Source organism: Microcosmobacter mediterraneus, from assembly GCF_031846265.1.
Taxonomy (GTDB): Bacteria; Bacteroidota; Bacteroidia; order Flavobacteriales; family Flavobacteriaceae; genus Microcosmobacter; species Microcosmobacter mediterraneus.
In genome coordinates this window covers 299267-312475 of record NZ_JAVRIA010000001.1, presented here as the reverse complement: position 1 = coordinate 312475, position 13209 = coordinate 299267, and the positions used below count along the sequence as shown (strand labels likewise).

15 protein-coding genes are annotated in these 13209 nt (G+C 31.2%); 6 read left to right on the top strand and 9 right to left on the bottom strand.

The annotated features are described in order from the left end of the window. Nucleotides 1-38: 38 nt before the first annotated feature. The 3 genes from mnmC2 to RM697_RS01415 form a co-directional block, all read right to left on the bottom strand. Nucleotides 39-743 (bottom strand): tRNA (5-methylaminomethyl-2-thiouridine)(34)-methyltransferase MnmC2, encoded by a 705-nt coding sequence (mnmC2, locus tag RM697_RS01425; RefSeq protein ID WP_311426058.1) that lies wholly within the window; start codon nt 741-743, stop codon nt 39-41. A 6-nt stretch (nt 744-749) separates the two neighbouring features. Beyond that, nucleotides 750-1085, bottom strand: a complete 336-nt coding sequence (locus tag RM697_RS01420) for a hypothetical protein (protein WP_311426057.1) — start codon at nt 1083-1085, stop codon at nt 750-752. Nucleotides 1086-1176: 91 nt separating this feature from the next. Then, entirely contained in the window at nt 1177-1683 is a 507-nt protein-coding gene (locus RM697_RS01415; protein ID WP_311426056.1) for a DUF4920 domain-containing protein, read from the bottom strand. Nucleotides 1684-1803: 120 nt separating this feature from the next. Between RM697_RS01415 and RM697_RS01410 the strand changes: the two genes are divergently transcribed. Next, nucleotides 1804-2874, top strand: coding sequence for a branched-chain amino acid aminotransferase (locus tag RM697_RS01410; RefSeq protein WP_311426055.1), 1071 nt, complete (start codon nt 1804-1806; stop codon nt 2872-2874). 3 nt (nt 2875-2877) lie between these two features. On the opposite strand, the gene RM697_RS01405 is transcribed toward RM697_RS01410, so the two are convergent. The 4 genes from RM697_RS01405 to lysA all read right to left on the bottom strand — a co-directional run bounded on the left by RM697_RS01405 (nt 2878) and on the right by lysA (nt 6609). Beyond that, entirely contained in the window at nt 2878-4068 is a 1191-nt protein-coding gene (locus RM697_RS01405) for an acetyltransferase domain-containing protein (protein WP_311426054.1), read from the bottom strand. Between the two features lie 142 nt (nt 4069-4210). Continuing rightward, nucleotides 4211-4729: a nuclear transport factor 2 family protein gene (locus tag RM697_RS01400; protein WP_311426053.1), complete on the bottom strand. Its 519-nt coding sequence runs from the start codon at nt 4727-4729 to the stop codon at nt 4211-4213. Nucleotides 4730-4828: 99 nt separating this feature from the next. Then, nucleotides 4829-5341, bottom strand: a complete 513-nt coding sequence (locus RM697_RS01395; RefSeq protein ID WP_311426052.1) for an SRPBCC family protein — start codon at nt 5339-5341, stop codon at nt 4829-4831. A 59-nt stretch (nt 5342-5400) separates the two neighbouring features. After that, a complete protein-coding gene (gene lysA, locus RM697_RS01390; protein ID WP_311426051.1) occupies nt 5401-6609 on the bottom strand; it encodes a diaminopimelate decarboxylase in 1209 nt (402 codons plus the stop codon). A 155-nt stretch (nt 6610-6764) separates the two neighbouring features. Here lysA and RM697_RS01385 point away from each other — a divergent pair, with 155 nt between their 5' ends. The 4 genes from RM697_RS01385 (at nt 6765) to RM697_RS01370 (ending at nt 10685) form a co-directional block, all read left to right on the top strand. Next, nucleotides 6765-8321: a carboxypeptidase-like regulatory domain-containing protein gene (locus RM697_RS01385; RefSeq protein ID WP_311426050.1), complete on the top strand. Its 1557-nt coding sequence runs from the start codon at nt 6765-6767 to the stop codon at nt 8319-8321. A 91-nt stretch (nt 8322-8412) separates the two neighbouring features. Then, nucleotides 8413-9603, top strand: coding sequence for an ADP-forming succinate--CoA ligase subunit beta (gene sucC, locus RM697_RS01380; protein WP_311426049.1), 1191 nt, complete (start codon nt 8413-8415; stop codon nt 9601-9603). Nucleotides 9604-9777: 174 nt separating this feature from the next. Further along, nucleotides 9778-10179, top strand: coding sequence for a hypothetical protein (locus RM697_RS01375; protein WP_311426048.1), 402 nt, complete (start codon nt 9778-9780; stop codon nt 10177-10179). A gap of 101 nt (nt 10180-10280) precedes the next feature. Further along, the gene (locus RM697_RS01370; protein ID WP_311426047.1) at nt 10281-10685 is read left to right on the top strand and encodes a lipocalin family protein; all 405 of its coding nucleotides are present in this window, start codon (nt 10281-10283) and stop codon (nt 10683-10685) included. An 8-nt stretch (nt 10686-10693) separates the two neighbouring features. Here RM697_RS01370 and RM697_RS01365 read toward each other — a convergent pair whose 3' ends face one another. Both RM697_RS01365 and RM697_RS01360 read right to left on the bottom strand, forming a co-directional pair. Beyond that, nucleotides 10694-11395, bottom strand: coding sequence for a phosphoadenylyl-sulfate reductase (locus RM697_RS01365; RefSeq protein ID WP_311426046.1), 702 nt, complete (start codon nt 11393-11395; stop codon nt 10694-10696). 90 nt (nt 11396-11485) lie between these two features. Then, nucleotides 11486-11719, bottom strand: coding sequence for a DUF1456 family protein (locus RM697_RS01360; protein WP_311426045.1), 234 nt, complete (start codon nt 11717-11719; stop codon nt 11486-11488). 88 nt (nt 11720-11807) lie between these two features. Here RM697_RS01360 and RM697_RS01355 point away from each other — a divergent pair, with 88 nt between their 5' ends. After that, complete coding sequence (locus RM697_RS01355) at nt 11808-13109, top strand: cryptochrome/photolyase family protein (protein ID WP_311426044.1); 1302 nt, start codon at nt 11808-11810, stop codon at nt 13107-13109. The last annotated feature ends 100 nt before the right edge of the window (nt 13110-13209 follow it).

The window sequence follows — 13209 nt, the reverse complement described above, 5'->3', positions numbered from 1 at the left end:
TTAAAATCTTAGGAATTGTTTAACTAACCTTTATGTTGTTAATTCAAACTTTTAACTGCTCTTAACATCTCTCGTTTTCCTGGTGGTCCTGGCAAACGTTCTACTGTAAAACCAACAGTTTGCATAGCACGCCTAACGCTACCTTTAGCAGAATAGGTTACTAAAACACCTTGAGGTTTTAAAGCTTTAAACATTATTTTAAATATAGCTTCTGTCCAAAGTTCTGGTTGTACTCTAGCACCAAAGGCATCAAAATAAATGATATTAAATTCATTTTCAGATCTAATATCTTTAAAATATTTTTTTTCTTTTTTTAACCTAAACTCTTTGGTGATTTGTGTGTTAGTTTCCCAAGGTTCTGAGTGCATTATCTTAAATTGCTCAGTGTAATCAACTGGCAATAAGCTTGTGTAATTTAGTTGATTTAATTCGCTTTCTGATACAGGAAATGCTTCAACTCCAGTATAACTAATAGTTGCTTTAAGCTTTTCAGATTCTATTAAGGTTAGAAACGCATTAAGACCAGTACCAAATCCTATTTCAAGAATTGCAACTTGGTTTAATTTAGATTCTTCGCTTTGCTCCGAATGACAGTAATTTTCAAAATAAAAAAGCAAACCATGTTTTATAAACACATGATTTGCTTCTTGTATAGCGCCATGAACGGAATGATACTGCTCATTCCAATCCTCTATGTGTATGGTTTTAGAACCATCATTAGTAGTTATTATTTTTCGTTTCAAACTTACTTATTCGATCATCAATTTCTTAATACGTGGAATTGGCCCAACACATTCTGTTTTATGACAGGATATACAAAGATTAATTACAGAATTATAATGCGTTTTTTTCGTCATAGTATCTAAACTATAGTGGATGGATTTTTGCGCTTCTAAATATAAAGGTGCAAAGCTCTGAAAAATTGGTGTACGTCCATTAACATCAGTCATTTTAGCCGTGTGTATACTATTGAATGATTCTGGCATTTCTGGTAATGTACTATTAGATTCTATGGCAGCTTTTAAGGCTTCATTATAAGTATAAAAGGCATTCATAAGTGTTGCCATTTCTGAAGATTTATACATAATAAGTTCTTCTTTTGGCTTTACTTCTTTATATACCTTCTGCTTACAACTTAATGTTGAAAATAAAACTAAGCAACAAAAAACGATTATGTTATTGTTTGAGCAATACGCCATCGGCTTCAAATGCTAAAGTTCGTTCTGGCTCAGTTATAGCATTGATTTCTTCTTCAGATTTTCCTGCATCTTCAGCGTAATGTCTTAACTCTTCAACAGAGGTTTCTTTAACAAATGCTTTTCCATTAATCACAACCTCTCCTTCAGCATTTAGTGGCATAAAAAAACCATAGTCTTTAAAACGAACCATTACTTCTTCTTCGTCACCAATATCTAGTGTCATCCAGCATCCTTTTTTAGAACAAACTTCTTTTATTGTTCCTCTAAATTTAGAGTTTATGGAATCTCCTGCCTTAATTGTTTTGTAATGCTTAGCCATACTCTCTGATTCTAAAGCATCGTTATCATTAATTTCCATGCCAAATGATGCATAAGCCAAGTCTTTGGTCTGCTCAATTTCATAATCATTTGCAACTTCTTTTTTGTCTTCTTTGCAAGATGTAACTAAGCACACTAAGCAAAATATGAATAGTATTTTTTTCATTTTTAATATGTTTTTTTTGATAAATTTTAAACAAAAATATAACATTTTTTTAAGTAACCATTCTATTTTTTATACGGCTTAAATTAAGTACTTTTGCATCGCTAAAACACCAAACAAAAAATGATAGAAAGTCCAATAAACGAAATCGATATAGTAAAAGCTAAAACGTCTAAAATTGAAAAGGTTGATTTTAACAATCTTGCTTTCGGAAAAACGTTTACAGATCATATGTTCGTTTGTGATTTTGAAGATGGTAAATGGCAAACTCCTAAGATAATACCTTACCAAGCTATGACTATTGAGCCTTCTGCAAGAGTGTTTCATTATGGTCAGGCTGTTTTTGAAGGTATGAAGGCTTACAAAGATGAGAACGATCGTGTGTTTTTATTTAGACCTGAAGATAACCACAGAAGGATTAATAAATCGGCTGCCAGAATGGCCATACCTGAGTTTCCTAAAGACTATTTCTTTAAGGGTTTAAGTGAATTATTAAACTTAGATAAAGATTGGATTAAACCAGGTATAGGCAACTCCTTATACTTAAGACCTTTTGTTATAGCAACTGAACCTGCTATTTCAGCAGCTCCATCAGAGACCTATCGTTTTATGATTATTTGTTCTCCTGCAAAAGCGTATTATAAAGGAAAGGTACGTGTATTATTTGCTGAGAAATTTAGCAGATCTGCAGATGGTGGTGTTGGTTTTGCAAAAGCAGCAGGAAACTATGGTGCTCAGTTTTACCCAACGAGTCTGGCTCAGAAAAAAGGGTTTCAACAAATAATATGGACAGACGCTAGTACTCATGAATATCTTGAAGAAGCTGGTACCATGAATATTTTTTTTAGAATCGGTAATACATTAATTACTGCACCTAATAATGATAGAATATTAGATGGGATTACACGTAAAAGTGTTATTCAACTTGCTAAAGATCTAGGGATTGAATGTGAGGTAAGACGTGTTAGTGTTAAAGAAATAAGAGCAGCTGCACAAGATGGTAGTTTAAAAGAAATTTTTGGAGCTGGTACTGCTGCAGTTATCAGTCCTATCTCAGCATTTGAACATGCTGGTGATGTTTTTGAAATCGATGACATTGAAGAGTCTTACGCTTCGTTATTTAAACAAGGTATTTTAAATATTCAGCATAATGAAGCCGAAGATCTTCATGGTTGGAGGTTTGAGATTAAGTAGTTATTACAAATAACTTAGCCACCATTTATCTCTATTGTTCGCCTTATATTTCATATAAGCTTTACACAATGGATACAGTAATACAACTACAAGTATCCAAACCAAATAGGTAACCCAAAGATCAAATCCAATATTAAATAGGTAACCACTCTTAAAACGATCGACCGTTAATATAAGTTCTTGCCAATTTTCTCCCATAAATTCTAATCCAAACATTCCAATAAGATGAATAACATATAAGTGAATGATATAGTAAAAGAAAGGAACTCTACCGATAGTTACCAATACAGAAGTAATTCTATTCTTAACAGATTCTATTACATTTAAAAATAATAAAGCTGGACCTAATGTCATTAAAACATAAATTAAGGATGGTGGATATTTGGTAACATTTATAAATGACAATACGGTATATGTAGCCGAATCTTTGGTTTCCCAAGGTTTAAGATCTCCATATACATTTGCAAACCTCAATATAAAGAATAATACTATGGCGCCAATTCCAAATCTTAACAACCATTTTTTTCTAATTTGAGTATCAAAACCTTTTTGATAATAATATCCAAAACAGTAGCCTAAAATCATAATGCCTAACCATGGCAAAAATGGATAAGCAATGGCCAACATACCTTGACCATCATTAATAACCTGAAAATTATGTTGATGTGTAAAATACCAAAGCATAGAAAGTGGCTCATTACCTTGTGAAACAAAACCATCTAAAGCATTATGACCTATAACAATTAAAGCACCTAACACTAAAAGTAACCGTCCTGGAATATAGATTAATGCAGCCAATAGCATCATACAAATACCAATAGCCCAAATCACCTGAAAAATATGGACTCCAAGAGAGATATCAAAAGTCCATGAGAAATTAACTACAGTAAGCTCAATAAAAACAAGCCAAAGCCCTCTGGTAAACAAAAACTTAGCTAGGGAGTTTTTTGATGTTTTTTTACGACCATATAAAAATGCAGACGTTCCTGCTAAAAACACAAAAACTGGCGCGCAAAAATGTGTTATCCAACGTGTTAAAAATAATCCTGGAGTAGTATTATCTAAATTTGTTGGATCAATAAACATATAACCTGTATTGGTATAATCTCTAACATGATCTAATGCCATAATAACCATGACTAGGCCACGTAATATATCTATAGATTCAATTCTAGTTGATTTAACTTGATCCATTACATTGCATGTATTTGTTGGTTGAAGGCTTAAAATAGGTTTTTATTATAAATCAATACATCACTTAATTAGACTTTAACAAAAAACAGTAAAACCTTATATTAAAGTCTTACTGTTTTTTAAAAACGTAAATCGATATTACTTATTCTTCAATATCTAAGGAATCTTCTTCTATACTTTTATTAACTATAGATTGAATCTCTAGAACAAGCTCTCCTCTGTTCCAATAGCCATATTCCTTTACTATTTTACCATCTACAAATTGCGTAGTAATATGAACTGGTATGACGATTTCTTTATTATTAGCAACTAAATTTCCTTTCCAAAGTCCCCAAAAATTCACCCATTTGTTTCCATTATCATCAACTATCATCTCATATTCTCTATTTTCATCTTCAAAAGCTCTAGTGGAAAAACTCACATCATTTTTCTGAAAATATTCTGGCAGATCTTCAGGAACTAAAACATTAACTCTAGTGTTATGATAAATCTTAGCTGTATCTGCATAATGCGTTACCATTTTTTCCCAATCTTGATAATCATAATTGGTTAACACTTCCTTTACAATTTCAATTTCTGGTGATTCTTGGGTGTAACGATTTGAATTTTGGCAAGAGACTATACCTAGTAGTAGTACTCCTAAAAATAACTGCGTTTTCATATGGTTTGGTTTTTCGGTTAATCCAATTAATAAATAGCGAAGTTCAATTAGGAGGGCTCAACTTATGACTACGAACCACTTAAATATAGTGAATTTAAATCACATATTAACGAAAACATATCCAGAAAGCTCATGACCTCTCAAATCAATTTCTGTTTCATTGAGTAAAATACCATGTTCTACAAAGGCTTTTAAATTAGTAAGCCAAAATGTCCAACCATTACTACATCCAAAATGAATCTTTAATTTACTATCCTCATCTGTAGGAATTTGATGTTGTTTGAGATTTAATATTACAATACCATTTTGCTCTTTAAAATGAATATCTAGCAACGATCCTCCAAACTCAAACTGTAAAAAATCCTTACCATTAGCTTGTAATACTTTACCATCTTCTTGGCCATCCCAATTGTGCCAAAACCATGAGTAAGTATCGCCAGTTTTAATGAACTCTTCAGTAGATCGTTCCTCGCCTAAACTATTAAAAAATTTAGCATCACTTAAAAACCATGAAGTAATTCCTGCCTTAGTTGACCAAAGCCAATATAATTTTTCTAAAGGATATTTAAGGTAGATTTTCTTTTCAAAGGAGCTCCATTCTAGTTGTGACATATTACTAAGATTTTACCTAAATATAATTAAAAAGCGGAAGATTCCTCTTCCGCTTTACTCTAATTTAAATTGATCTCTACCTGATTTCGTAGAATATCATCAAAGGTTTCTCGTTGTCTTATCAAATGAGCTTTATTGTTATGCCATAATACTTCAGCAGGTCTAAAACGTGAGTTGTAATTACTTGCCATAGTAAAGCAATAAGCACCAGCATTACCAAATGCTAAAATATCATCTTCACTAATTTCATTAATACGTCTATTGTTTGCAAACGTATCTGTTTCACAGATATAACCAACCACTGAGTAAAATCGTTCTCTTCCGTTTGGATTAGAAATGTTGCTTATTTTATGCTGAGAACCATATAACATTGGTCTAATGAGATGATTAAATCCTGAATCTATTTGTGCAAATACTGTTGATGTGGTCTGTTTTACTACATTAACTTTTGCTAAAAAGAAACCTGCTTCGCTAACTAAAAATTTTCCTGGTTCAAAAGCAAGTGTTAATTGCTTACCATAGTCTTTACAGAACTCATTAAAACGTTTTGTCAATTTTTCTCCTAACTCTTCAATATTTGTTTCAATATCACCTTCTTTATAGGGTACTTTAAATCCTGAGCCAAAATCTATAAATTCTAGGTTACTAAAATTCTTGGCTGTTTCAAATAAAATCTCGCTTGCATATAAGAACACATCAATGTCCAAAATATCACTTCCTGTATGCATATGTATGCCATTAATGGTCATTGCAGTATTGTCGACTATTCTTAAAATATGTGGAATTTGATGTATTGAAATTCCGAACTTACTATCTATATGGCCAACAGAAATATTAGTATTTCCTCCAGCCATTACATGCGGATTTATACGAATACATACAGGTATATTTGGAAACTTTGTTCCAAATTGCTCAAGTATAGACAGGTTGTCAATATTAATCTGAACTCCTAAATCCGAAGCCTCCTCAATTTCTTCTAAAGACACACCATTTGGTGTAAATATTATTTGACTAGGCTCAAAACCTGCTGCTAAACCTAATTTAACCTCCTGAATTGAGACTGTATCCAAGCCAGAACCTAAAGATCTTAGCAATTTTAAAATAGAAATATTAGAAAGCGCTTTAACAGCATAATTAATGCGTAGCTGTTTCACCTTATTAAATGCAGATGTTAAGCGTTTATACTGATTTGTTATCGTTTCAGCGTTGTACACATAAACAGGACTTCCAAAGTCCTCGGCAATTTGTAATAAGGTTTTGTTTTCCATTTTTAAATTAAAAATAAATTAAGCTACAAATGTAATACGAATTCTAGATTTTAAATATTAAGAATTACTTAAATAATTAACTAATAATATAATGTTAACAGTAGTGAAAACATGTAAGTAAAATCATATCTTTTATGACGATAAATTTCTTAACTGTGGAACTAAAAATTAGATTATTTTTTGTTATTGCTTCACTATTTTCCTGTTTAGTTTATTCACAATCAGAGCTTCAAATTGAAATCAGGGATTCAGAAACCTCAGAACAGATATCTTATGCTACTGTAAGGTTTAAAGGTACTAATAGAGGTTTAATTGCAGACTATAATGGTCAGTTTAGAATCCCATCATCTCAAATAAATGATATACCAGTTTTACTTATAACTTCTATAGGATATGAATCGTTAGAAGTTATTACGAGTGAGATTACTTTAAACACTCTTACAATCGTAAAAATGAAGCCTCAAATTGAGAGTTTAGATGCAGTAATCATAAATTCTAATACTAAAAAAGAAACGAGGCAATACATAAAAGAAAGTAGAAAAATGTTGGCTTATGGTATTGTATACAGAGCAGTAAATTCAATAAAAACAAACTTAAATAATAAGTCTCATTCTTACATTGGCTATTATAGAGATTACCAAATAGTAGACTCAAAATATTACAACCTCAATGAGGGCATTGTAGAGCAATTTGACGCAGGAATTTTAACCAATAAAGTATTTGGGAAATCTAATAGTGCTGCACTTTATTCGTTTAAACAAAATTCAGATTTTGAAACAAAAGAGTTATACTCTATAGAATACAATGACAGTACAAAATTTGTAGATAACGCAGATATAAAAGGATTTGGAGGTAATGAATTAAGTATTCTTAATGTTCATAATCCGATACGAAACTATGATAAGCAAAGCTTCTCCTATGTGTATCGTTTAAACAAAGAATTTTTACAAAATCATGAATTCAGAAAAGATGAGATACAATTTATAGATAATGAACCCATCATTAGAATTAGATTTAAAAACAAATCCAAGCTTACAAGTTACTCTCACAGAGTCGTTGGTGATATAAATATATCGCTTAAAGATTTTGCTATTCACAGTTTTAACTACTATGTATACGACTATGATAAACGAAATCCTTTGTTTAATATTAAAATTGAATACAGAGCACAAAATGAGAACATGTACTTAAACTATATCACTTTTAACAATCGGTTTACAATTGCTGATTTGGATGTTTTTAAAGAAGAAAAAGTCATTTTTAACAATAAATATTATAAATATTTTGAAGTGACTTTTAATAGTGATTTCGATGAAAAAACATTAAAAAAGAGTCGGTTTAAAATAAAACATAATGATAGACGAATTTTAATAAAGTCATTAGTAGTAGAAGATAAACGTACCATCAGACTCTATATACAAGATTATGATGAGGATCTTATTAACATCAAAAAAGATAGTATGAAAAATATAGAATTCACAATAAAAAATATTAATGATAAAGAAGGAAGAGAAATCTACATTCCAGTAAAGCGTATAGGTTATCAATTTAGAGAATACTTCGTTCAGGAAGTTTTTGACAGTAATACTCCAAATGAAAATTTAAAGCTAATCTTTAAGAATAAATCTTTAAAGAAATCTACTATAAACTCAAATTCTGGTAATGAAAATTATATTATTAATTCTCCATTACAAAACAGAAAAATGGAGTAAGACTATATTGCCTAATTCTATGAATAAAAATATTTGAGAAACGCTTAACTATGCTTATTTTTGCGCAACGAAAATAATCATCTGACTATATATGAATTTACACGAATATCAAGGAAAAGAATTATTAAGCAGTTTTGGTGTAAGAATCCAACGCGGAATTGTTGCTCAAACTGCAGATGAAGCCGTTAATGCAGCAAAAAAACTAACCGAAGATACAGGTACAGGATGGCATGTAATTAAAGCACAAGTTCATGCTGGTGGACGTGGTAAAGGTGGAGGCGTTAAGCTAGCAAAAAGTTTAGATGATGTAAAAACAATTGCAGATCAAATTATAGGAATGGATTTGGTTACACCTCAAACCTCTGCTGAAGGAAAACGTGTACACCAAGTATTAGTTGCTGAAGATGTTTACTATCCAGGAGATTCTGAACCAGAAGAATATTACATGTCTGTATTATTAAACCGTTCTAACGGTCGTAATATGATTATGTATTCAACAGAAGGTGGAATGGACATAGAAACCGTTGCAGAAGAAACACCACATTTAATTTTCACAGAGGAAATCGATCCTGCTACAGGTATTTTACCCTTCCAAGCACGTAAAGTGGCTTTTAATTTAGGCTTATCTGGAGCTGCTTTTAAAGACATGACTAAGTTTGTTACAGCTTTATACACTGCATACGTAAAATCAGATTCGTCTTTATTTGAAATCAATCCAGTATTAAAAACTAGTGATGATAAAATTATGGCAGTAGATGCTAAAGTATCTTTAGATGACAATGCCTTATTTAGACACAAAGATTTAGCGGAACTACGTGATTTACGTGAAGAAAACCCTGTAGAAGTTGAGGCTGGAGAGCATGGATTAAATTATGTTGATCTAGATGGAAATGTTGGCTGTATGGTCAATGGAGCTGGATTAGCCATGGCAACAATGGATTTAATTAAGCAAGCTGGTGGAGAACCTGCAAACTTCTTAGATGTTGGTGGTACTGCTGATGCTGCTAGAGTGGAAATTGCTTTTGAACTAATTTTAAGAGATCCAGCTGTAAAAGCGATTTTAATAAATATTTTTGGTGGTATTGTTCGTTGTGATCGTGTAGCTCAAGGTGTGATTGATGCCTATAAAAATATGGGAACTATCAATGTTCCAATTATTGTAAGACTACAAGGAACTAATGCAGATATAGCAAAAGAACTCATAGACAATTCTGGATTAGACGTATTAAGTGCCACAGAATTCCAAGAAGCTGCGGATAAAGTACAATCAGTTCTAGGATAAAAAATTATTACCTTATATAAAAAAAGACGCTCCTTTTAAGAGCGTCTTTTTTTTATTTCTACTAACGTTAAGCAAATATTAATCAACGTTAATTAGTGTTATGTTATTAAAATCATAGTAACATCTTGTTTTTAATGACGTCTATTAGGTAACAATCATTAAAAACGAATAATTATGAATTTTTCAAAAAAAAATCACAAGCTCAAAAATGTCAATATACTTGGCGTGAGTAAAACAATTAAAGTTTTGGCATTAATCTTTGCCTTCGGAATCAGTTCAGTAGCTTCAGCTACAACAATACCAAAAAAAGAAAAGGTTAAGAAAGAAGAACCAACTATTGAAAAGACAATTGGAAACTTATTAAAGAACCCAACATTTAAATTAGATTATAATATTAATACAACAGTTGAAATCATTGTAAATAATGACAATGAAATTGTAGTATTAGATGTTGAAGGTTACAATAAAGATCTAGAAACGTTTGTAAAGAACAGATTGAATTACAAAAAATTATCCTTTAACTTTAAGGACAAGAACAAAACATTTAAGCTTCCATTAAAGATGCTTGCTAATTAGCATTTAGTTATTTTTTAAAAAAGCTCTCAAATATTGAGAGCTTTTTATGTTTGTAGACGCAACCTTTTTTACAAATTGACATCTAATAAGAAATCTTTATTATGAAAAATGTAGTTATACTATGTATGCTTTGTGTGTTTTTTATAGCGTGCAATAATGATGACACTAACAATTCTCAAGTAACAGATATTGTTGGGACTTGGAAACTTATTGAATATTATGCTGATCCAGGAAATGGTGTTGTAAATTTTATACCAATAGTAAGTGACAAAACCATAGAATTTAATGCTGATGGATCTCTTAGTTCTAATGCAGATTTATGTCAACTATTTTCGGAAACTGGAGACGCTTCAAATGGTACATATTCAGAGTTAGATTCGACTTATACTATTTCAGGTTGTCAAATACAACCTTTCACAGGTAGTTATGAAATAATTAACTCAGAATTGTTTTTTAGCTATATATGTATAGAACCTTGTGTAGAAAAGTATATTAAAGTAGAATAAATTTCAATTTACAAATGTAATCCGCATTCAGTTTTAGGATTATTATTCCAGCGTCCACTTCTATCCTCACCAGGAATAGTACAATGCCTGCATCCTATAGAATGGTAACCTTTAGCCACTAAAGGATGAAAAGGCAATTGATGCTCTTTAATATACACATCGCGTTCTTCTTTAGTGATATCAAGTAAAGGATAAAATTTTAAGATCTCTCCTCGCATTTCAAAAAAATCTAAAGTTGCTCTGTGGTCACTTTGCCATTTCATTAGTCCAGAAGCCCAAACCTTATACTTAGTTTTAATTGTATCTAAAGGTTTTACCTTGTTAATGCTACAGCAAAAATCAGGGTTTTTACGCCATGTTTCATCGGTTGTAGTAAACTCATGCTCTGCCTTAAGCGCTTTAATAGATTTTACATTTAAGCCATAATGTGCTTTTAGCTGTTCTAAATAATCAAGCGTTTCAGAGAAATGATAACCTGTATCAATAAAAAATACAGTTTGTGCTTTATTAACTTCAGAAAATAATTTTAAGAAAAATGCTGATGTCGCTGCAAATGAGCTTGTAAGCATAACATCTCCAACTTCAAAATCTTGGTATAATTCTGAGATACGTTCTCTTGCAGTTAGATTTTTATACTTATGATTAAGTGCTTCAATTTCAGATTTAGAAATAAAAGGAGATTTATTAGATTTTGGAGATATTTCAAACATTATATTTTCTTAAAGGCTAGCAAGGTACTATAACTTGGTCTTTTAAAAAATAATCTATATGCATTTTGAAGAATTGATAAAAAGAAGGTGTTATTTTTTATTTTTTGGCATTGGACCTCTTAAATGAATGATTAATCCATTAAGAAAATTTCTTAAAATCTGATCACCACACTCCACATATTTAGGATGATCTTCTCGTCTAAAAAAAGCGCCTAGCTCGCTTTTACTGATTCTAAAGTCTACTAGTGCTAAAATTTCTACAATTTGATCATCACGTAATTGATGGGCAACTCTTAACTTTTTAAAAATATCATTATTTGTCATGCTATATTGCTTTGATCATAATAAAAGAAAAACTCTTATTCTCCTTATCTTTACACTAACTCAAAATACAACTATTTAATACTAAACAATGAGTAAATCTAAAATAAATATTTTTTGGTTTAGACGAGATTTAAGATTAGAGGATAATATAGGCTTATATTATGCATTAAATTCAGAATTACCAGTATTACCAATCTTTATTTTTGATAAAAATATATTAGATAAACTCCCTAAAGATGACGCCAGAGTTCAGTTTATTTATGATACAATTAAGAATTTAAATACTACTCTTGCAGCCTTTAATTCTGGGATTAAAGGCTTTTATAACTCACCTTTAGACGCTTATAAATTACTTACTGATCAGTTTAAAATCGTTACAGTGTTTACAAACAAGGATTATGAACCTTACGCATTACAACGCGACAAAGAAATTTCAGACTATCTACATGCACAACAGATTGAGTTTAAAACATTCAAAGATCATGTGATTTTTGAAGAAAAAGAGGTTGTAAAAGATGATGGTGATCCTTATAAAGTTTATACACCATACTCAAGAAAATGGTTAGCAAAATTTAAAGAGGATGGTCTTGTACAATTACCTTCTGAAAAACATTTAAATCATCTTCACAAACACGAATATAAGCTCATGGCCTTAAACGACATAGGCTTTGGGTCTTCTTCTACTAAAGTAAAGTCTTACGATGTAAATTCTAATCTCATAAAGGACTATGAGGATACTAGAAATTACCCAGCAATGGATAATACATCTCGTCTTGGTCCTCATTTACGTTTTGGCACAGTAAGTACCAGAGCTATGGTTTTGCGAGCAAATAGACAAGACAATAAAACGTTTTTAAAAGAACTCGTTTGGCGCGAATTCTTTATACAAATCCTTTGGCATTTTCCACATACTATGGATAAAGCATTTAAACCCAAATACGATAGAATTGAATGGCGAAATGCACCTGAGGATTTTGAGCGTTGGTGCAAAGGTGAAACAGGTTATCCACTAGTTGATGCTGGTATGCGTCAACTCAATCAAACTGGTTTTATGCACAATCGTGTGCGTATGCTTGTTGGTAGTTTTTTATGTAAACATTTACTCATTGATTGGCGTCTTGGAGAAGCTTATTTTGCTGAGAAACTTCATGATTATGATATGGCAAGTAATGTTGGTAATTGGCAATGGGTTGCAGGTTGTGGTGTAGATGCTGCGCCTTATTTTAGAATTTTCAACCCAACAACTCAAATTAAAAAATTCGACAAGGATTTAGAGTATATTAAAAAATGGGTTCCAGATTTTCAGGAGTTAACGTATCCCGAAGAAATGGTGGATCATAAATTTGCCAGAGAACGCTGTCTCAAAGTTTATAAAGCTGCTTTAAATTAGTTAGGGTAAATCTCTATCAATTATTAAACAAACCTATTGAATTGACTTAAAAATAGGTTCCGCATCATAGTGCGGAATGACATAATAAAATTCTAACATT